At 41.3% G+C, this 25,056-nt stretch carries 24 protein-coding genes and 1 pseudogene; 13 read left to right on the plus strand and 12 right to left on the minus strand.

Features of this window, described 5'->3' with window-relative positions; genetic code table 11:
• Positions 1 to 561: 561 nt before the first annotated feature.
• The 3 genes from MSKOL_RS15495 to MSKOL_RS15505 all read left to right on the plus strand — a co-directional run bounded on the left by MSKOL_RS15495 (position 562) and on the right by MSKOL_RS15505 (position 5,273).
• A complete protein-coding gene (locus MSKOL_RS15495) occupies positions 562 to 2,727 on the plus strand; it encodes a DUF2298 domain-containing protein (protein WP_048157548.1) in 2,166 nt (721 codons plus the stop codon).
• 123 nt (positions 2,728 to 2,850) lie between these two features.
• Positions 2,851 to 4,575, plus strand: a complete 1,725-nt coding sequence (locus MSKOL_RS15500) for a flippase-like domain-containing protein (protein WP_048157550.1) — start codon at positions 2,851 to 2,853, stop codon at positions 4,573 to 4,575.
• A gap of 341 nt (positions 4,576 to 4,916) precedes the next feature.
• Positions 4,917 to 5,273 (plus strand): helix-turn-helix transcriptional regulator, encoded by a 357-nt coding sequence (locus tag MSKOL_RS15505; RefSeq protein WP_048122456.1) that lies wholly within the window; start codon positions 4,917 to 4,919, stop codon positions 5,271 to 5,273.
• Positions 5,274 to 5,427: 154 nt separating this feature from the next.
• On the opposite strand, the gene nikR is transcribed toward MSKOL_RS15505, so the two are convergent.
• The 7 genes from nikR to MSKOL_RS15540 form a co-directional block, all read right to left on the minus strand.
• Positions 5,428 to 5,850, minus strand: a complete 423-nt coding sequence (gene nikR, locus MSKOL_RS15510) for a nickel-responsive transcriptional regulator NikR (protein ID WP_048122457.1) — start codon at positions 5,848 to 5,850, stop codon at positions 5,428 to 5,430.
• 459 nt (positions 5,851 to 6,309) lie between these two features.
• Positions 6,310 to 7,677 (minus strand): coenzyme F390 synthetase, encoded by a 1,368-nt coding sequence (ftsA, locus tag MSKOL_RS15515; RefSeq protein WP_082091163.1) that lies wholly within the window; start codon positions 7,675 to 7,677, stop codon positions 6,310 to 6,312.
• Positions 7,678 to 8,016: 339 nt separating this feature from the next.
• Positions 8,017 to 8,796 (minus strand): ABC transporter ATP-binding protein, encoded by a 780-nt coding sequence (locus MSKOL_RS15520; protein ID WP_048122460.1) that lies wholly within the window; start codon positions 8,794 to 8,796, stop codon positions 8,017 to 8,019.
• On the minus strand, positions 8,787 to 9,806 hold the full coding sequence (locus MSKOL_RS15525) for an iron ABC transporter permease (protein ID WP_048157552.1): 1,020 nt from the start codon (positions 9,804 to 9,806) through the stop codon (positions 8,787 to 8,789). The genes MSKOL_RS15520 and MSKOL_RS15525 overlap by 10 nt, the downstream gene beginning before the upstream one ends.
• On the minus strand, positions 9,799 to 11,571 hold the full coding sequence (locus MSKOL_RS15530) for a radical SAM protein (RefSeq protein WP_048157554.1): 1,773 nt from the start codon (positions 11,569 to 11,571) through the stop codon (positions 9,799 to 9,801). Before MSKOL_RS15530 ends, MSKOL_RS15525 begins: the two co-directional genes overlap by 8 nt.
• Before the next feature lie 2 nt (positions 11,572 to 11,573).
• Positions 11,574 to 12,197, minus strand: coding sequence for a class I SAM-dependent methyltransferase (locus MSKOL_RS15535; protein ID WP_048157556.1), 624 nt, complete (start codon positions 12,195 to 12,197; stop codon positions 11,574 to 11,576).
• Positions 12,194 to 13,291, minus strand: coding sequence for an iron ABC transporter substrate-binding protein (locus MSKOL_RS15540; protein ID WP_048157558.1), 1,098 nt, complete (start codon positions 13,289 to 13,291; stop codon positions 12,194 to 12,196). The genes MSKOL_RS15535 and MSKOL_RS15540 overlap by 4 nt, the downstream gene beginning before the upstream one ends.
• 521 nt (positions 13,292 to 13,812) lie before the next feature.
• Between MSKOL_RS15540 and MSKOL_RS20460 the strand changes: the two are divergent.
• The 5 genes and pseudogenes from MSKOL_RS20460 to MSKOL_RS15560 all read left to right on the plus strand — a co-directional run.
• Positions 13,813 to 13,935 (plus strand): annotated as a pseudogene (locus tag MSKOL_RS20460) (IS5/IS1182 family transposase); the annotation flags it as partial.
• Between the two features lie 61 nt (positions 13,936 to 13,996).
• A complete protein-coding gene (locus MSKOL_RS21670; RefSeq protein WP_048157559.1) occupies positions 13,997 to 14,536 on the plus strand; it encodes a DUF134 domain-containing protein in 540 nt (179 codons plus the stop codon).
• The gene (locus tag MSKOL_RS15550) at positions 14,529 to 14,879 is read left to right on the plus strand and encodes a NifB/NifX family molybdenum-iron cluster-binding protein (RefSeq protein ID WP_048122477.1); all 351 of its coding nucleotides are present in this window, start codon (positions 14,529 to 14,531) and stop codon (positions 14,877 to 14,879) included. Before MSKOL_RS21670 ends, MSKOL_RS15550 begins: the two co-directional genes overlap by 8 nt.
• 98 nt (positions 14,880 to 14,977) lie before the next feature.
• Positions 14,978 to 15,259, plus strand: a complete 282-nt coding sequence (locus MSKOL_RS15555) for a DUF4405 domain-containing protein (protein ID WP_255352009.1) — start codon at positions 14,978 to 14,980, stop codon at positions 15,257 to 15,259.
• A gap of 41 nt (positions 15,260 to 15,300) precedes the next feature.
• Complete coding sequence (locus MSKOL_RS15560) at positions 15,301 to 15,990, plus strand: DUF169 domain-containing protein (RefSeq protein ID WP_048157569.1); 690 nt, start codon at positions 15,301 to 15,303, stop codon at positions 15,988 to 15,990.
• Between the two features lie 557 nt (positions 15,991 to 16,547).
• Here MSKOL_RS15560 and MSKOL_RS15565 read toward each other — a convergent pair.
• The 4 genes from MSKOL_RS15565 to MSKOL_RS20465 all read right to left on the minus strand — a co-directional run bounded on the left by MSKOL_RS15565 (position 16,548) and on the right by MSKOL_RS20465 (position 18,489).
• Positions 16,548 to 16,943 carry a hypothetical protein gene (locus MSKOL_RS15565; protein WP_052725546.1) on the minus strand — a complete coding sequence of 132 codons (396 nt, stop codon included), beginning with the start codon at positions 16,941 to 16,943 and terminating at the stop codon, positions 16,548 to 16,550.
• Positions 16,944 to 16,960: 17 nt separating this feature from the next.
• Complete coding sequence (locus tag MSKOL_RS15570; protein ID WP_231592275.1) at positions 16,961 to 17,287, minus strand: carboxymuconolactone decarboxylase family protein; 327 nt, start codon at positions 17,285 to 17,287, stop codon at positions 16,961 to 16,963.
• 53 nt (positions 17,288 to 17,340) lie between these two features.
• On the minus strand, positions 17,341 to 17,937 hold the full coding sequence (locus tag MSKOL_RS15575) for a hypothetical protein (RefSeq protein ID WP_048157573.1): 597 nt from the start codon (positions 17,935 to 17,937) through the stop codon (positions 17,341 to 17,343).
• A 234-nt stretch (positions 17,938 to 18,171) separates the two neighbouring features.
• Positions 18,172 to 18,489, minus strand: coding sequence for a hypothetical protein (locus tag MSKOL_RS20465; RefSeq protein WP_156151115.1), 318 nt, complete (start codon positions 18,487 to 18,489; stop codon positions 18,172 to 18,174).
• A 33-nt stretch (positions 18,490 to 18,522) separates the two neighbouring features.
• Between MSKOL_RS20465 and MSKOL_RS15585 the strand changes: the two genes are divergently transcribed.
• Positions 18,523 to 19,098, plus strand: coding sequence for a permease (locus MSKOL_RS15585; protein ID WP_197078778.1), 576 nt, complete (start codon positions 18,523 to 18,525; stop codon positions 19,096 to 19,098).
• Between the two features lie 6 nt (positions 19,099 to 19,104).
• Here the strand turns inward: MSKOL_RS15585 and MSKOL_RS15590 are convergent, their stop codons facing one another.
• A complete protein-coding gene (locus MSKOL_RS15590) occupies positions 19,105 to 19,434 on the minus strand; it encodes a pyrimidine dimer DNA glycosylase/endonuclease V (RefSeq protein WP_048122486.1) in 330 nt (109 codons plus the stop codon).
• Between the two features lie 140 nt (positions 19,435 to 19,574).
• Between MSKOL_RS15590 and MSKOL_RS15595 the strand changes: the two genes are divergently transcribed.
• From MSKOL_RS15595 to MSKOL_RS15610, 4 genes are all read left to right on the plus strand, one after another.
• Positions 19,575 to 20,669: a hypothetical protein gene (locus MSKOL_RS15595; protein ID WP_048122487.1), complete on the plus strand. Its 1,095-nt coding sequence runs from the start codon at positions 19,575 to 19,577 to the stop codon at positions 20,667 to 20,669.
• Positions 20,670 to 21,387: 718 nt separating this feature from the next.
• The gene (locus MSKOL_RS15600; protein ID WP_048157576.1) at positions 21,388 to 22,590 is read left to right on the plus strand and encodes an MFS transporter; all 1,203 of its coding nucleotides are present in this window, start codon (positions 21,388 to 21,390) and stop codon (positions 22,588 to 22,590) included.
• A 255-nt stretch (positions 22,591 to 22,845) separates the two neighbouring features.
• On the plus strand, positions 22,846 to 23,109 hold the full coding sequence (locus MSKOL_RS21190; protein ID WP_231592276.1) for a MarR family winged helix-turn-helix transcriptional regulator: 264 nt from the start codon (positions 22,846 to 22,848) through the stop codon (positions 23,107 to 23,109).
• A 229-nt stretch (positions 23,110 to 23,338) separates the two neighbouring features.
• Positions 23,339 to 24,769 (plus strand): aldehyde dehydrogenase, encoded by a 1,431-nt coding sequence (locus MSKOL_RS15610; protein WP_231592277.1) that lies wholly within the window; start codon positions 23,339 to 23,341, stop codon positions 24,767 to 24,769.
• Positions 24,770 to 25,056 lie beyond the last annotated feature (287 nt).

Consider the following 25,056-nt stretch of genomic DNA (forward strand, 5'->3'; position numbering starts at 1 on the left):
TAACTGAACCTACAAAAAATAACAATTAAAGATATTTCAATGTTGGGATGTGCTTGCTGCCGAATGTAGGCTGTATTCATAATCCTGTATTCATAATCCTGTACTCATAATCCTGTATTCATAATCCTGTACTCAGAATCCTGTACTCAGAATCCTGTATTCATAATCCTGTATTCTTAACCCTGTAAAAGATGTTAAATGCAATTCTTTAGCTAAAAAAGTAATTATAGGCCGTTTATCTGTGTTTAAAGCATTTTCGTTGATTTTGGCAAAACCTCAAATTAAATAATTTTTTTACGATAAAAATATAAACCTATTTACGAAATAGATCTTATCGGTACTTCTTGTCAAGTAAATAAAAGTTGGGGGAACAGGAAGACCGACTGCGAAAGTATTTGGAAGATTTCAATAACTTCTCGGAACCGATATGACCTTTTATGGCTTTTCGGAGCTAAGAAAAAGCTCAGGCTTTGAGTTATTTTTACGCATAAAAAGTACACTTTAGAGAGTGTGTATTTAGAAAGTGTACGTCAAACAACCGATTTTAAAGGGAAGAGTGCGGTGCTAGAGTATCTTCACGTAATTTTCTGGTTTATATTTATAGAAATACTGGGCCTGGTTTCCATGCCTCTTGCCGGAATAGCTGGAAATCGGCTTGCTGACAGAGGTTATTCTGCAGCTAGGACTCTGGGAATAGTGCTCATTACGTACCTGACCTGGCTTTTTTCCTATGTATGGGGTTTTAACAGACATACGATCCTTATCTCAGTATTTCTGCTTTGCCTAATATCGGGAATTATCTATCGAAAACAAAGGAATTTACCGGAAAAGAAGATCCTGTTGTCAAATGAGCTCGTATTCGCTGCAAGCTTCTTTTTTTTTCTGCTTATACGCATTTATCTCTCTGAGATCTACAGGCATGAAAAGTTTATGGATTTTGCTTTTTTGAACGCAGTGATGAGAACCTCTTCATTTCCCCCGGCAGACCCCTGGTTTGCAGGCGGTTCCCTTGATTTTTATTACTATTTCGGATACCTTTCAGTGGGAGTTCCGGGAAAACTACTTTCTGTCGAACCGTCCATGCTTTTCAACCTGGCTATTGCGCTCACCTTTGCTCTATCCTTCAATCTCCTTTTCGGGTTTGGATATAATCTTACTCATGGAAAAATAAGGTATGGACTTCTTACTGCTTTATCCGTGATCCTGCTGGGAAACTTGCAGGGACTTAAAGAATTCATATCCATGTATCTTACCAGAGAAACTGCACCAATAGAATACTACTGGAACAGTTCGAGAGTTATCCCATATACAATAAATGAATTTCCTTATTTCAGTTTCATACACGGAGACCTGCATTCTCACATGCTTGCAATTCCGTTCCAGCTTCTGGTACTTGCTTGTCTCCTGAACATATATCTCAGGAAGGACAGCAACCGGGTCTTTGAAAGTATACTGGAACTTCTGATTTTTTCAGTATCACTTGGTTTTTTATTTCCTTCCAATTCCTGGGATTTCCCGATATATCTCAGCCTGACATTTGCAGTTGTTTTTGCTTTTTACTACGGGAATTGTATCCACAATAAAAGCCTATCTAGATCCGTTAATGGCTTTCTGGGAACAGTTGTTTCAGTTTTCACTCTCAGCCTTCTTTCATATTTGCCCTTTTATCTATCATTTAAACCGCAAGCAGCCGGTGGATTTGACTTTGTTCCGCCAGAACTTCGCACAACAATTGGAGAATTCCTGGTCCTTTTCAGTCTCTTCCTTTTTTTGACCTTTTCTTTCCTCATGACCCGCCTGGAATCCAGAAAAAAAATACAATATTTCATCTTGTGGACTGGAATATCAGCATTTCTTGCCAGAGAACTGGCTATTTCCCTGCTTGTAATCCTCCTCCCACTACTTGCCCTTTCGCTCTATTCTTTCCTGAAAGACCTTCCTGAGAGAAGTAATGCAGGATTCAGCTCGCTTCTGATAGCAATGGCGGCATTCATAGCGATTATCTGTGAAGTTCTCTTTCTCGATGACCCCATTTCCGGGAATTTTGCCCGCATGAATACGGTTTTCAAATTTTACATGCATTTATGGGTTTTTCTGGCTATTGCAGCTTCTTATTCCTTCTATCAACTTTATTCCCGCTACAGGTCCTTTCCCGAGAATGGTCTTCCTACGAACAGGGTTTATGGAAAAAAAGTCTGGATGTTCTCACTCGTGCTTCTGGTTCTCTCATGCAGTTTCTTTCCTGTAGTAGCTACTTTTACGAGAATAGAAGATATGAATGCGAAACCTGCCCTTGACGGCATGGAATACATGAAAGAGCTGGATAGCGGAGATTATGCTGCCATAAAATGGATTCAGGAAAACCTCAGAGGAATTCCGGTAATACTTGAAGCTTCCTCAGACGACAGCAGTTATCATTATATCTCGCGTGTATCGGCAAATACCGGACTTCCTACGGTTATTGGATGGACAAGCCATGAGAGGTTCTGGGGAAGAGACAACGAAGAAATCATGACAAGAATTGAAGACGTAAATGCCATTTACAGTACCGGCAGTATAAAAAAAGCTCTTGAGCTCATGAATAAATATAACGTAAACTATGTTTATATCGGTCAACTTGAACGGCAGACGTATGATATAAAGACGGATAAGTTCGAGGACAAAACTTATTTTGAACCGGTTTACCAGGGTTCAGTCCGGATTTATAAAGTAAAAAAAGGATTCTGAGTTTTCGGTTTTTAGGGGGAACCTTAAACTCAGAGTTATATAAAAATCTATTTATACAAATCGTAGATTCGCTCCCAATAATGGAATGAAAATAGAGGGGTCTTATCCATTACCAGCGTATCGGTGGTTTTACCAGCTTATAACGAGGCAGCGAATATCGAGAAAGCGGTCTTAGTTACAGCAGAGACACTTTTTAAAACAACGGATCAGTTTGAGATTATCATAGCAGAAGATGGCAGCACGGACGGTACAGACCGGATAGCTTCCGGGCTTTCGGAGCAGTATGCTTATGTTGTCCACCTGCATTCGGATAAACGGCAGGGACGGGGAAAAGCTCTTAACCGGGCTTTTAAGGCCGCTTCAGGAGAAGTCCTCTGCTATATTGATGTGGACCTTGCGACAGATATGAGGCATCTGGAAAAACTTATCAGGGCTGTGAGCACGGAAGGCTATGATTTTGCTACAGGCTCAAGAATGATGCCTGAAAGCGATGCAAAAAGACCTTTTAAGCGGGAGTTTGCAAGCAAGGGATATAATTTTCTTGTGAGGCTTTTTCTGCGTTCAAAACTCTATGACCACCAGTGTGGTTTTAAGGCTTTCAGGAGGGAAGCTCTCTTTGAACTTCTCGATGAGATCGAGAATGAACACTGGTTCTGGGATACTGAAGTACTCGTCAGAGCCCAGCATAAAGGATATAGGGTAATAGAATTTCCGGTTTGCTGGAGACATGGAGGGTCAAGCAAGGTTAATCTGGCAAAAGATGTCAAAGGAATGGGGTCCGAGATATTCCGGCTCTGGAGGGAACTCTCATTCCCGTTCGAAGTTTCAGGAAAAGGAAAAGTCTTTTTAACAACTTCCCTTGCAATTCTGATACTTGCGTTTGTTGCAACCTTCCTGGGTGCATCCGATATTCTGGAAAATGTAAAGCAAGCGTCCTTCAGGACTCTGGTTCTAGCCTCTCTGGTGTACTGTGTTTCCTGGCCTTTAAGAGGAGTTCGCTTCCAGCAGATCCTTAAGAGACTTGGAAATCAATACGGGCTTGGGTTTCTTACAGGCAGCATTTTTATCAGCCAATCCGCAAATGTAATTCTTCCGGCACGGATAGGAGACCTGAGCAGGATGTATATCCTGAAAAAAAGCAAGGACCTTGCCTTTACAACTAGCTTCTCCTCGATAACCGTAGAAAGAGTCTTTGATATAGTTGCAATAACTTCCATAGCAATACTTGCGTCTTCAGGTGCTGCATCCCATTTTGAACTTGCCCCCTGGATGGAATCCCTGATAAAGCTGTCCGGACTTGCAGTAGTGCTTTTTTTCTTAATTCTCTTTATTGTGTCTTTCCGAGAAGGCAACACAAGAAAAAGATTGGAAATGAAAAAATCCCAGAACGGGCTCTCTGGAAAGATAAAGAGTTTTGCCTCTACTTTATTACATCAGATGAGCGTCGTTGCCGTACGTCCGAGCTCGTTTCTGGCAGTAACCGTCTCTTCTCTTCTTATATGGGGAATAGATATATTCACCTGTTTCCTTGTCCTTAAATCTTTTCCGACAGTCGCCGAAAGCGTCTCGTCCACATATATGATATCCCTGATTTTTCTGGCTGTAGCCCTGGGAAATATTGCAAAAATCTTTCCGATAACACCTGGAGCCATAGGAACATATGAAGTTGCCCTTACTGCAGTTTTCGGGCTTGGAGGAATCGAACCGGAAATAGGATTTACGGTTGCCGTACTTGATCATATTATAAAAAATTCAATTACTTTGATAGGAGGCGGTCTCGCTCTCTCTGAGCTCGGACTCAGGTGGAGAGAAGTGCTTTGTACTGATAAAGATGTTTTGAAAGGGTAACTACCACCTGGGTAAAGACCAGCTGGCTTCTTGATTCACATATGGCCATATGGCCATCTACACCTCCAAAGAGCTTTAGTTCGGACCTCACTGGCCCTATTGAGCTATTTTTCCATTTGTCCGTTAAGGCTTTACACGAAAACAATCTGGTACAGCATATTTATAAAAGAATAACAAGAGTAAACAGGATAATGTAAATCTGATCTGAATATTTAAACCGGAGAAACTAAGAAAAATCTGACACTTAATCCGGAGAAACTAAGAAATAAATGAAGCATTAAACACAAGAAATTAAAATAATAACCACATGCTTTATTTGAACTAATGGTTAAGTGGAAGAAATGTCTGAGAAAAAAATAATTGAAGTAAAGGATGCATATTGTCTTCCGGAGGACGTGCTTGATGCCGTGCATGCGGCAATGAATGAGGATGTAGGAGAAATCGGTAGCCTGTTTAAGATACTTTCAGATCCCACCCGCCTCAGGATTCTTAAAGCCCTTGAAGTCCAGAGTCTCTGTGTCTGTGTCCTTGTGGAATGTACGGACCAGCAGCATTCAGCTCTTTCCTATCATCTTAAACTGTTAAAAGAAGCGGGCCTGGTGAACTCGCGAAGAGAACGGAGTTTTCAGATTTATGAACTCACAGAGTTCGGAAACCTGCTCCTGAAGCATATTGAAAATCACTTTGAAAAAGCTTAAAAATAGAAATCAAGAGGAATTTAGTATCCTCTTTGAAATCTTTTCTATCTAGAAATCTTTTCTATCTAGAAATCTTTTCTATCTAGAAATCTTTTCTTTACTCCAGTCTTACTTTCTCATGGCTGTTCGAGAGAAACTTCTGCCTGGGGAAAAATCAGATTTTATCGTTTGATGCTACGGTGGTGAGCTTTGAAAACTTTACCCCTTTGAGGGCCATTATAGCTTCGGCAAGCTCCTTTATCTCTTCACCTTCCCCGTCTAGAACAATCACTTCAAAGCAGTTGTCATGATCAAGGTGTATATGCACCGAAGATTTTATCAGGTGAGAATATTGGTGCTGAATATCTGCGAGAGCATTTGAGAGCCCCCTTTTTGTATGGTCGTAAATAACCGAAACGGTTCCAACACGGTAACCCTTAATATCACCCATCCATTCGTAATAAGAAATATAACTCCTTATGGCATCTCTTATGCCTTCAGAGCGAGAAGAATAACCTCTTTTTTCGATAATCTCATCAAATTTATCTAGAAGGGTATCAGGAAGGGAAACTCCTATCCTCATAAGTTCTGTTTCCATAATATCACCAAATAATCTTGGACTTGTTTACGAGTTAATACGTTAGTATATTATATGTAGCACTATATATGTTTTTTTCACATAGCCACTAATATAAAAGAGTTGATAACAAATATTCATTCTTTACAAATATTAATCTTTGGGAAAGCTCACATCTGCCACCAAAAAATATATCGGCTTTTTTATGTTAGAAAAGGAACAATCCAGCCTGGAATTAATTAGAGATTAATGGATTAATATAGGAAAGACAATATAAAAAAATAATAAAAGATAGAAGAAAGTCTTAAAACAACTTATGTTTCAACAGGACTTTAATAAAATTGTATTGAAGATTGCTTTCAGGAATGAGTACATTTTCCAGGTAAACCATTTTTCCGCCATCAACAGTTTCACATTCTCTGTATCTTTTCATCATATTCTGTGTCCTTGCTTCTTCTCCTTGCTCTCTTCTTGTTCTCTTTATCGCCTGTCCACCAGCCTTTTAGGCCTGCCTTTTATCCTGTTAAGTTCGAGCCCTATAGGGCCTGTGAAATTGAATACTATTTTGAAAGTGCCTTCGGCATAAGCCCTGGAAAGTGGAGGCTTATATCTGAGAAAAGTACGAAGAAAGTTCTCTTTTATAAGGTCCCGGTCGCACACCTCAGGATTTTCACATTCCATACTAACTCTGAGTACGGTTTCTCCTTCATCCTCTGTGCCATAAAGAAAAGCCTCATATTCTCCGGTTAGATAGTCCATGTTTTCGCGCTGAAAAACGCCCCTTTCCACATCTACGCGGTTAAAAGGAGTGCCTTCCACCCACGCGGTTTCAGCCTCCCGCTGAGGAGTCAGAATTTTCATATGCGTCCTTCCACAGGGACACTGTTTGCGCGTAAGCACTACAGTCGTGTCTTCTGTATCATAATTTAAAAGAAGGGTTCCTGCTTTTGCCCCAACCGGCAGCAGCGTGCTCAGGATAACTCTTCCGCACTCTCCGTCAGGTACATAATTCTCGAGATGGGGATCATAAATATCAACATGGACAAGATCTTCAGGCACATGCAGCCCTGACACCTCATCACACTCGCCGCACATCGTGCCTTCCGTGCTTCCATAGATATTATACACAGGACAACCCCAGATTTCGGAAAGGTAATTCCTCGACTCGTCAGCAAAGGCTTCTCCTCCCACAACCAGTTTATCTATGCCTGACTCCCGAGGGTCGATGCCCTCTGCCCGTAACCTTCTGGCAAGGCTCAGGAGCTTGAATACGCTGCCTACTATGCCTGTAGGCCTGTAAGCTTCAATAACACGCAGGGGAAATGTGCACTTGCCCTCAGGAATAATGCTCATACCAAGCTGCCTGGCCGCAAGGGTCATGGTGTTTGCTCCTACGTTCATCCCATAAGAAGCACAGACAACAACCCTGTCTCCAGGGCCGAAGCCCTGTGACCTGAAAATACGAGCGTATTTTTCCGAATACCGTTCCCAGTCTTCCCATGTAAGGAAAAAACTCTTTGGGTTTCCGCTGGTTCCGCTGGTCTCATGAACTGTGAAAACATCCTCCCAGCCCACACTCCTGAACATGAATTCGCTCGTTTCCGGAGGCTGGTTTTCGCGGATTGTATTTCCCGAGATTATTGGAAGGTCCAGAAGGTCTTCATGGGTTTTGATCTCAGCCGGGTTCACGCCATGCTTTTCAAACCATTTTCTGTAAAAAAGAGAATTTTCTGCCGCATATTTTACCGTGTACCGTACCCGCTCCTCTATGAGAGCATCCAGTTCTCCCCTGTCCATAGTCTCGATTTCAGGGTTGAAATAAGGTTTTGAGTTGTCTATAGAAAGCACCCCCAACTGGAATAATAGGATATAGAAAGATAAGATATAGAAAGCCTATTATTATTGGCTTCAAAGATGAAACGTTTTCTGGCGGCTTTTAAATTAATAGCCTCTTTAAACTTTAAAAATAGTAAGGTTGGACAGATAAAATCCGGACCTCTCCCCTTCCACTTTTTTTCTTTTTAAGCTGCGTTTTATGGTTCCATATTATGGCTCTGGTTTATGTTTCCATTTTATAGCTATGTTTTATGGCTCTGCTTTATGGTTCCATTTTATAGCTATGCTTTATGGCTACGCTTTTTTCCACCGTATTTTTCTTAGACTTTTTAGATTTTTGTCGTATTTTGTTCATCTTCTTAAAGGTAAACACACTTTCCTTTTCATATCCTCAATTTCCCTGACAGCTACATTTACACCATAGACTGAAGACATCATCTTACTGGTTACAACGGTTTCAACCTTTCCTACGGCAACCAGTCTACCTCCAGACAGTGCTGCAGCCCTGTCACCTAACAGAAAAGCATGGTCTGGCATGTGTGTATTCATTACAATGGACATTCCAAGTGAAGCCAGTTTCTGGACAGTTTCCAGCACAAGGACCTGGTTTCCAAAATCAAGGTGAGAAGTTGGTTCGTCCAGCAAAAGCAAAGCAGGCTTCTGGACAAGAGCCCTGGCAATAAGCACCATTTGACTCTGTCCTCCACTGAGGTTAGCAACCGGCCTTTCTGCAAGATCAGAAATTCCCACCATTGCTAGCGATTCTTTTGCAAGTTTAATATCATCTGCACCAGGGGATGAGAACATGGAAAGATGAGGGGCACGGCCCATGACTACAAAATCCAGCACAGTAAATGGAAAAACCACTTCATTTTGCTGAGGTACATAACCTATATGCCTTGCAATTCCCCTTACCCCAAGAGAAGCTGTATTCTCTCCCTGAATAAAGACAGACCCGGCAGCGGGTTTGAGAATTCCTGCAATACATTTGATAAGTGTAGATTTTCCTGCTCCGTTTGGGCCCAGGATACACATGATCTCGCCTTTTTTTAACGAAAAAGATACATTTTCAAATACTGGCCTTTTTCCATAAGAGAAAGCAAGGGACTTTACTTCTAGCATCAGTTCCATCCCATACGCCCCTTCTTGATAAGATATGCAAACAACGGAGCTCCTACAAGGGAAGTGAGGATTCCCAGGGGAATTTCTGTAGCTACAATAGTCCTTGAAAGGTCATCCACAATTAGCATAAACGATGCTCCAATAACCATGCTCATAGGCAGGAGGCGGCTATAATTGGGACCGACGATCATTCTTGATATATGGGGCACAACCAGCCCGACCCAGCCAATGACACCGCTGATACTGACTGCTGCTGAAGTTACAAGGGTCGCACAAACAATGATGACCAGGCGCATTTTTTCCACGTCCATCCCAAGAGCTTTAGCTTCCTCATCCCCCAGGGACAAAATATTGATGCGCCACCTGAAAAGAAGCAAGACGAGAGTCCCAATAAATATAGGCAATAATATGTAGAGCAGATCACCGTACCTGACAGTGGCAAGGCTTCCCATAAGCCAGAATACTATTGCAGGAAGTTGATCATAAGGATCTGCTACATACTTTGCCAGCGACGTAAGCGCCGTGAAAATAGAGCTCACAATAATTCCCGAAAGCACAAATACCAGAGTTCCAGTACCTTTGCTGACTTTACCCATACTTATGGCAATAAACATCGCAAGGAGTCCGAAAGCAAAAGCCATCAACTGTATAATCAGATAATTGTTCCAGAGCAATATTGCAAGGCATGCTCCAAAACCAGCTCCAGATCCCACTCCCAGGATATAAGGAGACACAAGAGGATTACGAAAGATTCCCTGGAAAGAGGCTCCAGCTATGGAAAGAGCTGCACCTACCAGTAAAGCTGCAAGTATCCTCGGTAACCTTACATTGAACAGTACTGTGTGTTGAGTGGAAACCGAAGCAGGAGTGCCGAAAAAAAGAGATGAAAAAGCACTAATGCTTTCATCCGCAACTGCCGCCAATGGAGTCTGATATCTTCCGACAAAAAGGGAGATTACGAGTAATGCGATAGGTAACAGGTACACCAGAGTAGTGCGATTAAACTTGTAATCAGGCATGAGTATACCTCATAACATGCCTGAGCCAGATACCGGAGGTAGGTCTGTGAAATGACCTGTTAGGTTTTGCTTCCTCAAAAGGTATACCGTAAAACCTTAAATAAAACTCATCTGCTTCCTTTTTCAGGTCAATTGCTGAGCTTCCTGGGTTCAGTTTGTCTGCTATGTACATGAGTCCCAGTATCCAGCGAGGGTTTCCGAAATCCCAGGATGGTGGGATTTCATAGACCCGGTGCTCTTTTACCGCATCTGCAGATATGCCGTATTGCTGGCACAGTCCATAAAACTCATCTATAGGTCGAGAAAGGAAACCTGAAATAAAAATTGTCTCAGGGTTCTGTTCATTTATAAAAGAAGGAGAAACATTTACCCCGGGTTTGCCTTCTTTTTGAATCTGTTTATTGATACTGACTCCCCCGGAAAATGTCACAAGGTTGTTTTCCATTCTCCCGGCGTTCAGAGCAAAAAGAGGAGAACCCATACAATAATACACCTTATGACCACTATTTTCCGCTGCAAGAGATTTGACAAGTTCCAGGCGTTCACGAATAAAAGAAATAAGTTCTTCTCCTTTTTCCGACTCATTTGCCTTCTCAGCAATAAGCCTGACAAATTCAAGGTAGGAATATGGTTGTTGTATCATATGATGTATTTGACTAAGGGTTTCGGGATTGGAGACCTTTACCCAGATTTCGATTACCCTGTGGTCGTCCAGTATTCCCAGGCATGTAAGTACTGAATGGACCATACTGAAAGCCCGGCTTATCCTGTAACCACCCATGAAACCTTCCTCGTTGAAGCTTTCAGTTGCAGTTGTCCCTTTAACCGGAGTATTTTTACCACAAGTACAGGTGTAATTTATCCAGGGTTTTAGAGGTTTGGAACCCATGGGCCCGTAAAACTCCCTTTCTGCAAGAAGACTACCGCATTCAGGACAGTACGTGTTTAATGATTCCGTACCTGGAGAATTGAAAAGATAGACATAGTCTACATGCTCACGCAGAGCGGCACACAGGCTCTCAGCTTCTCCAATAGAAGGTTCAAGCTCAATCGGGGCATCCCCAAAAGGAATGAATCTCATTACCTGAACCGGAATGGTGGGGGAGATATTAGACAATGTTTTTGCAACATTTATTACGTCGTCCTCATTTCCCCTTGAGTATACGACCGAAGTTTCAACATGCACACCCATATTGAAAAGCCGGGAAATATTGTGGAAAACAGGTGCAGAGGACGGAACTCCACAGTTTACGTAACTCTGATCGGAATAGCCTTTAATTCCGATATTCATGAAATCTACAAGCTTTCCAAGCTCCTCAAGTGTCTCATCTGTGAAATAACAGTTAGTAGAACAGCCTGCAAGTAAACCTTTTTCTTTTGCCTGTAATGCAAGTTCCCTGAAAAGATAATAGTTTGCAGCAGGCTCATTGAGTGTAGAAACTACACCAAGGCATTCCTGCTGCAATACCTTTTCCACCACCTGAGACGGGGTAAGCGCAGGAAGGTCAAGCGATTTCCCTGAAGCTAACAGGCGAGCTACGCAGCCTGAACACTGGAAGTTGCATCCGGTACTGAAAACCTGAAGGAATTTACCTGAGGGATAATAGTGAAGTAAGGGAATGGTTTCTATAGAAACAGGATATGCTCCAAGATATCCTATATCAGGGTCTTGGATGATAGTATCACCATCACATACGTAGTTCCCGCACCTTCCCCTGCTCCATTCATCGATTTCACACCTGAATTCACACACATTGCACTTCATTTTTAACCTTCCTTGCTTAATACCATCCAGAACCCAGAGTCATCCTGGACTACATGACAGGAAACCTCTGTCTGCCTTCCAGCTTCCTTTATAGCCTGAAGGTTTTCAGGACTGAGACGTTCTTTTGAACTTGTATGCCAGTCCGGATCTATTTCGACCATTTTTTCAGAGATCTGTGCTCTCAACTCTTTTGTGCCGAAGCCACCTCCTACCCATGCCTGCCCACCCGGAGCAAGAACGCGAGAGATCTCATTAAAGGCAACAGGCAGGTTATTCCAGAAAAATACGGAACCTCGGCTTACGATGAGGTCGGCACAATTATTCCTGAAAGGGAGCAGGTGTACATCAGACTGCACAGGAGCAACTTTACCTGAAATGCAATGGCGTAAAGCTTTGTTTCTTGAAAGCCTGCACATCTCAGTTGAAATATCGACTCCATATACCTGCATATCCGTTATTTCCGCAACAGCAATTCCGAGGGATGCTATACCGCATCCCAGGTCAAGGCATATACCTTTCTCTATCCCGCTTTGCTTGACAATATTAGCGGCTATTACAGGGTAGATGGGGGCAAAGATATTCTCTGCGATATAGGGAAAGCCCGGAGATTTGTCTTTCTCGCTCACGTCTTGGCCTCTGCTGAAGGGTTAAGTAATGTATCAAGTTCTTTATCTGTTAGATCATAGTGGAAGAATTCCGAGTAGAACTCACGGGTCAGTTCGGAGAGGTCCATATCTGTGAAAAGATCAGGATACAGCATTTTTGCAGTCCAGGCAGTTCCGAGAATAAGGTGAGGACCCTGTGGCCTGTCAATCCAGCAGAAAGGATTCTGAGGAGCAAGGTACACTCTTTTATTTTTCACAGCATCTACACTTGACCAGAGAGAATCAGAGTAAACTGTTGAATAGAACTGTGGATTTGAAGTGATGATTACCTGAGGATTCCAGTTCATAACCTGTTCGATTGAAACCTGCGTCATGCCATTCCCTGGCGTAAGCTGACAGTCTGCAACGTTAATGCCACCGCAGATATCAATGACCTGGGAGTGCTGAGAACCTGAAGGATCGGTCATTAGCCCTTTTGGACCTTCGGCATAATAAACACGTACTTTCTGGTCTTCAGGAATGTCTTTTACAGTGTTATTTATCTCACTAAGGACTGAACTGCGGAAATCAATCAGTTTTTGCGCCTGGTCTTCACAATTAAGAAGTTTACCCACATATTGTATGGTAGGATCGGATTTGTTGACGAAGATAATAGAATCATTAACAGCCACTACAGGAATGCTTCCAAAATTTTCCTGTCTGCGCTCTATAGCCTCATGGATTTCCCCATCAGTGGTGTATCCTTCAATTACAATGTCAGGATGCATGTTGATTATAGTTTCATAGTTCCCGGTCTGTGTTCCGAACCAGCCCCCTATTACAGGCAGGTTTGAATAGTTTTCAGCCATGAAAGGTTGAGTAAAATTATTTTTGAAGTTCCACCCTGCAAGTTTGTCCGGAGCAAGCATATACACGAGGATGGTAGACGGCGGAGAAGTGGCTACAACTGAAGAGATTTCCGTTGGCACAGTTAACTGCCTGCCCAACATGTCGGTGATCTGTATCGTGCTTGAGTTTTGAACATCCTGCTGATTCGCATTTTCTGCACATCCACCGGATGCAACAGCCAGAACCAGAATAGAGAGTAGTAGTATTGTACTTATTTTTCCACGCATAGAAATACCTGACCGACTTTTATAGTTTAATCGTTATGTTTGCATGAACATAATGTTATAAATATATATTCTTAAAGGTGGAAACTGGAAAAACGCTCTTGAACACGCTTTTTACAAAGTTTCTTCGTTTTCACGGCCGACTGATAGTTTTCAGCATGTTTGCTATATCAGTTGATTGTTTTCATGGCAGATTAATAGGAAAACGGTAACCTATTTCCTACTTCTATCTATATATAAGTTTGCGTTTAACGATTTATAGATTACTCCGCCCACTTTCTGCAGAAAAAGTGTAGCATACTTGCAATCGCTTCTGTTATCGATTTTTAATTTAACACGACTTGATTGGATTTTTATGCAGGAGTTAAAAATAGTGAGATGACCATGTTTAAGACAGTTAACAGTTCGATGCTGTTGATTTTTCAGTTCAACTGCGTAAGTCCTATAGACATCACCAAAATCACAGTTATGTCTTTTTCACACAATGAATATCGTCATAAGACGCTGAATTAAAACAAAAAACAACTATAGATTGGCTTATTACTGGACTCATTATAAGACGGGAAAAGAAAATTGAGAATTACTTTGCTATTCTTCATTTCGCGTGTTCATGGATTGCATTTAGAGCAGCAAGACTTTTTGGATAGGTTCTAAGCGAATCAGCAGTATTCGCAAGTTATTTATAATAAATCGCATATGAGTAATTTGATGGTGAATAGAGTTAAACGCAGGGTATCGTGCCTTCCAAAAGCCACATATTATAAACCCAGGAAGGCTTCTCTCTGCGATCTCGAAATTATTAACTTATCCATAGGAGAGCTTGAAGCTATCCGCCTTTGCGATCTCATTCACATTGATCAGAACGAGGCCGCAGATATGATGGGTATCTCCAGAAAAACCTTCTGGAATGATCTGCAAAAGGCCCGACAGAAAGTGACTGATGCCCTTGTAAATGGAAAAGCAATAGAGATCTCCGGAGGAGAGTATATAAATAGAGGGGAGTGCAAAGTCGAATTCCTCTGCAGCGGGTGTGAGTATAGATGGGAATTACAGTGCAATACTGAGCGCCCAGCTAGCTGTCCAAAATGCGGCTCCGAAATCGTTTATCAAGTAGGCGGCAACGGAAGAGGAAATAATTTCATTGAGAACGATTACTGCTGCTCCAAAAGCAAGGGGAAAACAGCAGCGTTAAACGTTAAAGCAGGAAGTGTGAAAAGTGACAAAAATTGCTATACCATCGATGAATGACAGTGGATTGGAATCTGACGTTTGTTATCATTATGGCTCATGCGAATATTTTACTATCGTGGATGTAAAAGAGAAAGATATTGAAAGTGTTAAAACAATAAGTAACCTGTCTCCTGAGATCGAGCATAATTGCGCTGCTCCGTCAAAAATTTTGGAATCAAATAATGTTAATGCTGTGCTCGTCGCGGGTATTGGGGGAAGGCCGTTAATGTCACTGGCGGAAAAGAACATCAAAGTATTTGCAGGAATAACGGGTAAGGTTTCCAATGCAGTTGAAGACTATAATAATGGATTGTTGCAAGAAATATCTATGAACGGCACCTGTAATTGTTCTCATCACTAAACTACTTAATTAACAATGCTTGAATTGGGGCTTGAATCAGAGCTATCTAAAGAGGTGAAACCGTAAGCCGACAAGAAACCAATTACTTAATTGACCTTATTCTGACAACTTTATTTTTTATTGTTGCAGGTACAGGTTTAGTTATGTATTTTTTAATACCTTCAGGAATTCCAAGAGGACAGTATGTAGTATATATGGGATTAACGAAAGCTACCTGGATTTGGATACACAGCAAAGCAGGGATCTTGATAGTTATTCTTATAGTTGTCCATCTTATCCTGCATGGTCAATGGATTCTATGTACCACAAAGAGATTTTTCAGAATAGGAAAGAAAAACGCTGTTTGTGAGACTAATACAGTGACTGATAAAGTCCGATAAGAAAATATTTCAAAGAGAATCTAAAAGTCGGAGTTGAGAGAATGGATATTAAAGAAATAAACAGATACGGGCAAGAACTTGTAGACTGCCTGAAACTGAAAACGTCTCCTGTTGCAGTAAAGCTGATCCCAAAAGGAGGAGAAGTTCCCGAAGGAATGAAAGAAGTAGATGAGACTATGAGGCACTGCCAGCTGGTTGATAGGGTTAGAAGAACAGGTGAAGAGTTCTACACCCTTGGGGAAGACCAGATGTGCAAAGGCGGAGCCGGTGCAATGGGCCTTGGCGAAATGCCCCCAAAAGTCGCAAGTGGAGAATTTTATTTTAATAAACTCAAACAGTTCAGCACCCAGGGCGCTGCAAGGCGTACCCTTGAAAGAGTTCCAAAGCTTCCCCCAAACTCAACAGAAGCTATCCTGTATTCTCCTCTGGAAAAAGCAACGTTTATCCCTGATGTTGTTGTGGTTATCGGTTATCCTAAACAAATAATGTTACTTACACAGGCTGCAATGTATAAAGCAGGCGGCAGGGTCGAAGCGAGTTTTGCAGGAAAGCAGAGCCTGTGCTCAGATGGGGTCGTGAATGTATACAAAGAAGGCAAGATCGGAGTCACAGTCGGTTGCAGCGGTAGCAGGACATACACCAAAATCACAGACGAAGAAATGATTATGGGAATACCCATCGAACTTCTGGCTGATGTAGCTGCTGGCCTCAAAGAAATTTGTCCGAAGTAAGTTTCGAAGAGCGTACTTCAGGTTTATAAAGTTCGCTGAAATAACAAACTCCACAACCTGAGTGAATACTCTGATACATTTTGTTTGTTTCATCATCTTGAAGCGGATCTAGATAGGTTTTGCACAAGACCTATCTAACCTTCAAGTAAATAACTGTCACAAAATAATTTTCGTTCTGATTAATAAAATAAATAAGATTCTGTATTTGAGAGATTCAGCAAATAAAATAAGATTCTGTTTTCAAGAGATTCAGCAAATAAAATAATATTCTGTTTTTGAGAAAGTCAGTAAATAAAATAAGATTCTGTTTTTGAGAGATACAGTAAATAAAATAAGATTTTGTATTTGAGAGATTCAGCAAATAAAATAAGATTCTGTTTTTGAGAGATTCAGTAAACAAAAATGTATATGCCCATGAGGTATTTTATAAAAGGAAAAGAGGTTATTAATTACTATTAAGTAACTTTCTTGGTTACACATATTAATTTTAGAATATTTTTGGAGAAAATTTACTTCTATTTTTTGACTTGAGCTAAAATAAAGTCTTTTTGGAATTATTAACTCTCAAAAGGTACAAGATACACGCCATCTGTTCTTTTTTGCCCTTTTAACAGCTCACAATGCCTCAGAATAGCAAACTGGTTCTCGGTTTCCAGAAGGGATATTTGAAACTTTTTTGCAATTTCTTCCTTTTTTGCCCCACCACTGGAGACGATAAATTCATAGATGGCTTTTTGTAATTCAGTCAGGCCCTCTGTACCTTCAAGCCCGGCCTCCTTTCTGAAGGCTTTCTTGGAATAAGCTGCCCAGGGATCACAGACCTGAATCTTATGGTGAGCTTCTATGAAACAATCTTCACAGAAAACCTTGCCTTCCTCTTCTATACAATCTTCTTTTTCCATTTCACGCCCACAAATGTGGCATTTGACAGGATTGGTTATCTCTTCAGTCAATTTCTCACCTCATTTTTTCAAACGTTCAATTCATCCAGAATTGTAAGAACCACCACAGATCCATATGCTACTGCAGGCCCGCCAGCCATTACTATGGCAGTACTGACAGCCTCCATAATCTCTTCACGGGTAGCTCCCAGGTTTACAGCCTCCGGAACATGCTTCCACAGGCAGGGTTCACAGCGAAGGGCAACTGCAATCCCTACCATCATCAGCTCTTTTGTCCTGGCGCTTAAAGCCCCGTCTTTGACGACTTCGGAATGAAGTCCCATTATAGCGTTCATCACTCCCGGGAGTTCCCCGGCCATTTCTTTCATCCTTTCATTCATCTCGGTTTTATCCATCAACCGTTCACCTCAGTATGCTTCAGAGTACACACATACACTGCATAAGAAATTCAAGAGTCAAAAGGCACCATATACATTTCTTCTCCCATTTTTCTCCACTTCAAAAGCTCACAGTGCCGCAATATTGCAAGCTGGTTCATTGTTTCCTGAAGGGTGAGTCCAAAAAGCTTCGAGATCTTTTCGGGGGTTGCTCCTCCTTCTTCCAGGATAAATTCATAGATCTCTTTTTGCAGTTCGGTCAGTCCGTCTGTCCCTTCAAATCCGTGCTGTTTTCTGAAGAGTTTTTTAGAACGCACTGCCACAGGGTCTGCAAACTTTATTTTCTGGTGCCCTTCCAGATAACAGTCCTCACACATCGGCCTTCCGTTTTCTTTGACATATTCACTTCCCGGGATATTCTTTCCGCACCCCTGACACGTTACAAAGTAAGCTACAGATTCGTCAATTTCTCTGTTTCCGGCTTTATTCGTATTTATAAGGCCGTGAAACTCCAGATAACCTACGATTTCGTAAACTGTCGACCTTGATAACCCATATCCGGCTTTTGCTTTTTTTATAACGTCTCGAATATGAAATCCACGCTCGATTTGGACTTCTTTAATGCATTCAAGGACTCCAATTTCTTCTTCATCCAGCACAAGCATCATTACAATCTCCGGAGCCAGAACCCATTCAGATTCAGTCTTATAAAGTAACGTTATAAAGGGGGACTAAGATCCCGACCAGCTCCAAAAACTGGACCTTAAAACGAGCTTTTACACTGAACTTTTTTCTATATCCATCAAATCAGATTTTAGAACAGTGTTATTCCCATAAGTCAGTTTCTCTATCTATTTAATGTTAATAGTATATAATGATTACGATATATTTATATATAAAAATTAGATTTCCGAAAAGAAAGAATGGTCAAAGAAGGAAGTCCTGTTCACACCGGAAACGATCTCAAGACTGATTGGAGCGGAGTCCGGCCCATTCGGGATTGCAGTTGCCCTGATTGCAGGATCGGTTACCCTTATCCCCAGTTTTGTTACTTTCCCTCTGGGAGCTGCCCTTCTTAAAGATGGGGCAGGGTATGCCCAGATTGCTGCTTTTGTCTCCACTCTTATGGCTGTTGGAGTTATGACCCTTCCTGTGGAAATAAAATATTTCAACAGATACACGGCAGTCCTCAGGAACATCTCGGCACTTCTGGTGTCCATAATTTTTACGGTCGTAATCTGGAGGCTTATGTGATGATAAGCAATGAAAACAATGCCATGAACCTCGGAATCTCCACCATGTTGAAGAAGTACAGGTTTGCGATAGGTCTTGCTCTTGTAATTGCAGCCATATATTTTACAAACAGGTCAGTTGGAACAGAAGCCTTTGACATATCCGTTTCGAATACAAAAGAAATGCTCAGCCTTCTCCCTCCGGTTTTCATCCTTGTGGGGCTGCTGGACGTCTGGGTCCCGAAGGAGACGATCATTCGATACATGGGAGAAGATTCCAGCTGGAAAGGAATACTTATGGCTCTTTTCCTGGGATCCGCAGCTGCAGGCCCTCTCTATGTCGCTTTCCCTATTACGGCTCTCCTCCTGAGAAAGAGAGCAAGGCTGGCATACATATTGTTTTTCTTGGGAGTCTGGTCCACCACAAAGCTCCCCATCTTACTTTATGAAATCTCATATATGGGACTAAAGTTCACAGCAATCCATGCAGCCGTTGGGCTCCCTTTTTTCCTGTTGTTCTCAATAATAATCGAAAAGGTGATGCCGGAAGATTCCAGAGAATCCCTGTACAGGAAAGCCGAAATGGAGTTGCCCTGAAGAAAGTCATACCCTGCACTCGCACCCTCTTTCTTTCAGGATCTGAACCTGTTTGTCATAGGAATCTACAAACTCATCCTGCACAGCTTTTCCTGTAGCAAGAGCAGGATCAAGAGGGGTATGATGTTTATAACCCCTTTCAGTCATTTCCCTGACAAGCGCTTCGTGCCGCAGATAAAGAGCTTTTAGCTTTCCTTTCCATCGAAGGGTCTCGGGGTGGTGGGCATAAGCTTTCTTGTTATTGGTGATTATAGACCATAGAGCATGTAACTCACGGTGTTCCCCTAGAAGGTGCTGCCTGCACATCTTCTCAGGAGGTATGTCCCAGATTCTCATAAGATGAATTCCTGACACATATAAGAAAGGGTTTTCGGAGATGGAGAAAAGTTTACTTAATCTAAAAATTAAAACCCATGTTCTGCGTCTGATTCTTTATTCTTATACATATTTACATACTATTTGAGAAAATATAGTCCATGAGACAGGGCATCCTCTGGTATTCTGGAATTTTTCTGCTGGTTATTATATTGGTTATTATATCCTTTTTATCCGCTCCTGCGTTTGCCCACGTGCCGGTCTTCGGAGGGGACGGGAAAAGTCCCGAAGCAGCAATCCATATTGAAGACCCTTCGAAATCAAGGGTGCTTTACGGAGAGCTTGCTTCAGGAGATCTTCGGTATTACAGTTTTAATGTGGAGAAAGGAGAGAGAATAGTACTCGGCCTCACTATTCCCGTTGAAGATGGACATAAGGGTTTTACCCCGAGCCTGATTCTTATCGGACCAGGACTTACGGACGAAGAAAAAATATCCGAGAAATTAGAAGTCCCCGAAAGATACGGTGCAAAAGTGCTTTCCTACAGCCTGCCTGAAAGCCCTGTATATGAGGGATTTACTCCAAGTGCCTTTTACTCACTTGTTAAGCTCGATATCAAAGCTCCGGAAAGTGGAACATATTACGTTGCAGTAGGTGCAATACAGAAAGCAGGTTCGAGAAAAGGAGAAGATGAAATACAGGAAAAAGGTTTGCAGGAAAGAGAAATCCCAGGAGAAGGAAATTATGGGCTAATTCTGGGATACAGAGAAACCTTTACCTTGAGAGAATGGGTATCTGTACCCCTGAGCCAGATAAAGATTTATCGTTGGGAGGGGCAGGGACTGTTTTTGATCTCTACTCCACTTGTGCTAACTCTTGCAGCCGGGCTTCTAGCAATTTTCTTAAAAAGAGAGTCTGTAGTCGGGTTTAATCCTGCACGCATTTCAGGAATACTTGCAGGCTTCTTCTTTCTTGGCACAGGAATGTCATATATATTTCAGATGTTGATCTCACTGAGTAAAAGTTCATTTTCCTCAGAAGTTTTTATTACTTTCATTCTGATTTTTGCCAGTATAGGACTTGGAGTTATTGCAATAGCCTTAAGCCTCAAAGATGAAAGCTACGGCACTGGGTTCGCAAGAAAACGGCTTTACTTCTCTGGTCTGGGAATAGCTGGGCTTCTGTTCTGGGCAGGGTTGTTCATTGGGCCTCTTCTGGCATTTGAAGCTGCAATATTACCCTGGAAGCGCAAATGATAAAGTTTAAACTCGAAAAATAATTTATTTAATGAGATCATCCCAAAACCGATTTTATCATATCCTCTTCAAAGTGTACGAATAAAAGCAGTAATATATTTTCAACCGAATAATGTTTTATCCCAAAATTATTTCGCTTTTTAAACATCTTTTATTACAGTTGTATATCGTATACAGATGACACATTATTTTACTTAAACTTTGAATTTGTTTCATTTTACGCAATCATTTCACAATACCAAAATGAAATTGGAATTTATTCAACATTTAACCTTTTGCGTCTCCTGCGATTGTATTATGAATTAGACTTCCAAATGGTTGTAAGTCTGTGAAATCATTTCAGGATACAACAAATTCGCATCCAATTTGATTTCATTAGTAACTAATATATACATTAAAAATGTATAAAGATCAAATTATTTTCATAATGTAACTAATTCAAACATAGTACTTCTAGAATAATTCTCTGAGAACAGTTATCTGAGAATAGTTGTTCGAGAATAGTTATCCGAGAATAGTTATCCGAGAATAGTTCAACATATGAAAAAAGGCTAGACCGAAACAGCCTCTGGTCTAGTCTGCCACCAAACAGATACGGTAAACCTGTATGCTAGCTTTCCGAATTCGATTATGGCTTTTTTAAATACACAAAAAGTAGCACGTTTTACTAATCTTAAGAGATCTCCAAAAGAAAAAGAGACATAACGAGACATAATATATGAATTCAAAAAAATCAAGATTATGGACTAACGATTTTGTAGTCATTTTCGTTGAAAATTTTATAGCTGCTTTAAGTTTTTACTTATTGATGATAGTCATATCTGGATATGCGATGGGTAAATTTAATTCATCACCAGGTGAAGCGGGCTTTTCTGCCAGCATATTCATAATTGGCGGACTTATCGCACGTCTGTTTGTCGGAAAATGGATCGGACAACTCGGTCATAAGAAGACCCTTTACGCGGGAGTTATTTTAAGCTTAATTATGACGCTATTATATTTTAGGATTAATAATATTTTTCTTCTGTTTACTGTCCGCTTTCTTCATGGCATGGGATTTGGCATTACTACTACAGCAACGGCTACAATAGTTGCAAATATTATTCCTATGGAGAGGAAGGGTGAAGGGATTGCCTATTTCGGATTGAGTCAGATACTCGCAACCGCTATCGGCCCCTTTTTAGGTATGTTCATTAGCCAGCACGGCAGTTTCGTCATGATTTTTGCTACATGTGCAGTTGCCTCAGCAATCAGTCTTGTGATTCTGCCATTTTTATCACCCTTACATAAAATGGAATTAACAAAAGAACAGCTTGAGAAAATGAAGGGATTCAAATTTAACAACTTCTTTGAACCCAGTGTAATTCCAATTTCAGTTGTTTGTATGTTTATTTTCAGCTGTTATTCGAGTGTTGTGTCCTTCCTTGAAGTGTATTCCAAGGAAATTCATCTCGTGGATGCAGCCAGCTTCTTTTTCATAGTATATGCCGCAGTAATTTTAGTTTCGAGGCCGATTATTGGTCGACTGTTTGACTCCAAAGGTGAAAATGCAATCATGTACCCGGCAATTCTGATATTTACGGCTGGAATGATATTGTTTAGCCAAACTCATCACAGTTATACAATTTTGTTAGCTGCAGCTTTGATAGGGCTTGGATTTGGAGCTATACAGTCCAGTACTCAGGCTATTTCTGTTAAAATAACTCCACAACACCGTATGGGCTTGGCGAATTCAACCTATTTTGCGTTTTCAGACATCGGAATGGGAATTGGGCCTTTGATGGTTGGATTTATCATTCCTTTTACTGGTTACAGAGGAATATACATGCTCATGGCAGTTTTTGCGGTGGTGTGCCTGCTATTGTATTATTTATTACATGGGAAAAAAGCTATGCGCAGCAAAGGCATTGGACATTTTTAAATAGTGCCTGAAAGAAAATATAAACCTAAAAATCTACGAAACCTAAAAATCTACGATTGTAATCTCAAATTAGTTTCATCCGTTATTAATTCATAACTAACTTATTCCAAAGCAAACTTCCCGGTGTTATAAAATAGAGGATAAAATCATGGCAGATCCAAGAGAAATTCTCGGTTCTATCGCCATCATCTACCGGAGCCATCTAGCTTTGTATGGCAAAAGAATTCGAAGCTTACAGGATCGGAAGCGGACAATTTGATTTTTTTAATGGTTTTATACATCAAGGATGATGGCATATTGCAGGGAATTCTTGCAAAAACGCTTAAAGTTAGCAAAGCAACAAGTACAAGATCGATCAAGAACCTGGAAAAAGAAGGTTACGTGTACAGAGAAAGGGACGAAAAAGACCTTCGGGCTTACAGGGTTTATCTAACTGAAAAAGGAAAGGAAGTAAGAAAGGTGATTCTGGAAAAATTGGCTTTTTTTTGCCGATATGCTCCTTTCGGATTTCACACTTGAAGAAAGAGAACTTCTCAGGCGGTTGATTCGTAAGGCTTCATTTAAATTTCATGAATCGGAATTCAAGCTCCTTATTTTTGACAGGCTGATCGATGAATAAGCGTGATAAGAAGTTAGTGGATTTGTTCTATTATCATCGACTATCTGTTATAGCAAGGATGATCTGATTTTCAAATAATCTCCGTACCTCTTGTTATCTTAAAATAGGTCTTTATGAATACTGATAGATATGAAAATGCAGATTGGCGGAAAAGCTGTGGACGCATGCAGCGGCGAATTTTTTGATATCATAAACCCGGCAACAGGTGAACTTATTGACCGGGTCCCAAAAGGCACTGAAGATGATGCGGCAATAGCCGTTGAGTCGGCATCGTCAGCTTTTAATGGCTGGGCTTCCACGTCTCCACAGCAAAGAGCCAGGATTCTTTACACAGCTTCGGGAATTGTAAGACAGAGACAGGATGAACTTGCCTTCCTGCTTACTCGGGAACAGGGTAAACCTCTTGCCGAATCTAAAAACGAGATAGAAGGTTTTGCACATGTCCTTGAGTATTATTGCGGGCTTGCAAGCAGTTTTCACGGAGATTTTGTTCCAGTTCATCAAAATGGATACGCTTTTACTGTAAAGAAGCCTCTAGGAGTCTGTACAGCCATAATTCCCTGGAATATGCCTGCACTTATTATGGCATGGAAAATAGGCCCTGCTCTGATCTCAGGAAATACACTTGTCCTGAAACCTGCAAGCAATACCCCTCTTACTAACCTTACCCTGGCTTCTATCCTCAGCGAGGCAGGGCTTCCTCCAGGTGTGCTCAATATCGTTACAGGCCCTGGTGAGGTTGTGGGAGAAAGCCTGGTTAAGAGCCCAAAGGTTAAAAAAATCTCCTTTACCGGAGAAGCGAGAACAGGGAAACGTATAGCCGAACTTGCAGCCGGCGGGATGAAAAGAGTAACCCTTGAGTTAGGGGGAAGTGATCCCATGCTGGTCTGTGATGATGCTGACCTTGAAGCTGCAGTCGCAGGAGCCTTAAGGGGAAGATTTTACAATTGTGGGCAGGCCTGTACTGCTGTAAAGAGGCTTTTTGTTTTTGAATCCGTAGCAGAAAGATTCATAAAAAAGCTTGAAGCAGGCGTCCGAAATTTAAGGGTTGGAAACGGGCTGCATGAAAACGTTGATATGGGACCCCTTAACAACCGCAGGCAATGGGAATATATAAAAGAGCTTGTCGCAGACGTCGAAGAAAAGGATGAGGGCAGGATAATTACAGGAGGCAGAGTTCCAGAAGTTAGCACCTGCAGTAAGGGATATTTTTTCGAGCCTACGCTTATTGTAGATGTTCCCAGGGAATCCAGGCTTCTGAAAGAAGAAGTATTCGGCCCTGTCCTGCCTGTAGGCCAGGTAAAAGACCTTGATGAAGCAATTGAAGAAGCCAATAACACCTGCTATGGGCTTGGCGCCTCTATATGGACAAAAAACCTAGATAAAGCTCGTCCAGGATGCGAACAGTTGAATGCAGGAATTGTCTGGCTTAATCAGCACCTTAAGGTTGCTCCTGAAGTTCCTTTTGGGGGTACCAGGGAGAGTGGGATTGGAAGAGAAAACGGGCCTGATGCTCTTTCTGAATATCTTGATCTGAAAACAATAATGCTAAAAATCTAAAACAGTAATGCTAAAATCTAAAACATTAATGCTGAAATCTAAAACATTAATGCTGAAATCTAAAACATTAATGCTGAAATCTAAAACATTAATGCTGAAATCTAAAACAGTAATGCTGAAATCTAAAACAGTAATGCTGAAATCTAAAGTAGTAATGCTAAAAACTTGATATACTCAGTAAAAAAGGCTTCAAGAAAGCCATGACAGTCAAGACTGATAAAATAAAGATTTTTCGATGAGCCAGTTAACATGTAGCTCATCGGACCTTTTTCTGAAAAACCGTATCA

Source organism: Methanosarcina sp. Kolksee, from assembly GCF_000969945.1.
In the GTDB taxonomy this organism is placed as follows: Archaea; Halobacteriota; Methanosarcinia; order Methanosarcinales; family Methanosarcinaceae; genus Methanosarcina; species Methanosarcina vacuolata.

Bases quoted from the DNA above. Each gene is read 5' to 3' on its own strand.
- MSKOL_RS15600 (WP_048157576.1), top strand. From the start codon at position 21,388: ATGAATTCAAAAAAATCAAGATTATGGACTAACGATTTTGTAGTCATT.
- MSKOL_RS15610 (WP_231592277.1), top strand. From the start codon at position 23,339: ATGAAAATGCAGATTGGCGGAAAAGCTGTGGACGCATGCAGCGGCGAA.
- MSKOL_RS15560 (WP_048157569.1), top strand. From the start codon at position 15,301: ATGGATATTAAAGAAATAAACAGATACGGGCAAGAACTTGTAGACTGC.
- MSKOL_RS15530 (WP_048157554.1), bottom strand. From the start codon at position 11,571: ATGAAGTGCAATGTGTGTGAATTCAGGTGTGAAATCGATGAATGGAGC.
- MSKOL_RS15595 (WP_048122487.1), top strand. From the start codon at position 19,575: ATGAGACAGGGCATCCTCTGGTATTCTGGAATTTTTCTGCTGGTTATT.
- nikR (WP_048122457.1), bottom strand. From the start codon at position 5,850: ATGGAAACAGAACTTATGAGGATAGGAGTTTCCCTTCCTGATACCCTT.
- MSKOL_RS21670 (WP_048157559.1), top strand. From the start codon at position 13,997: ATGGTGAATAGAGTTAAACGCAGGGTATCGTGCCTTCCAAAAGCCACA.
- MSKOL_RS15590 (WP_048122486.1), bottom strand. From the start codon at position 19,434: ATGAGAATCTGGGACATACCTCCTGAGAAGATGTGCAGGCAGCACCTT.
- MSKOL_RS15505 (WP_048122456.1), top strand. From the start codon at position 4,917: ATGTCTGAGAAAAAAATAATTGAAGTAAAGGATGCATATTGTCTTCCG.
- MSKOL_RS15540 (WP_048157558.1), bottom strand. From the start codon at position 13,291: ATGCGTGGAAAAATAAGTACAATACTACTACTCTCTATTCTGGTTCTG.
- MSKOL_RS15525 (WP_048157552.1), bottom strand. From the start codon at position 9,806: ATGCCTGATTACAAGTTTAATCGCACTACTCTGGTGTACCTGTTACCT.
- MSKOL_RS15520 (WP_048122460.1), bottom strand. From the start codon at position 8,796: ATGGAACTGATGCTAGAAGTAAAGTCCCTTGCTTTCTCTTATGGAAAA.
- MSKOL_RS15575 (WP_048157573.1), bottom strand. From the start codon at position 17,937: ATGATGCTTGTGCTGGATGAAGAAGAAATTGGAGTCCTTGAATGCATT.
- MSKOL_RS15570 (WP_231592275.1), bottom strand. From the start codon at position 17,287: ATGGATAAAACCGAGATGAATGAAAGGATGAAAGAAATGGCCGGGGAA.
- MSKOL_RS15550 (WP_048122477.1), top strand. From the start codon at position 14,529: ATGAATGACAGTGGATTGGAATCTGACGTTTGTTATCATTATGGCTCA.
- MSKOL_RS15585 (WP_197078778.1), top strand. From the start codon at position 18,523: ATGATAAGCAATGAAAACAATGCCATGAACCTCGGAATCTCCACCATG.
- MSKOL_RS20465 (WP_156151115.1), bottom strand. From the start codon at position 18,489: ATGGACACCAGAAGTGCCGAGATGTTCCTGAGGACTGCCGTGTATCTG.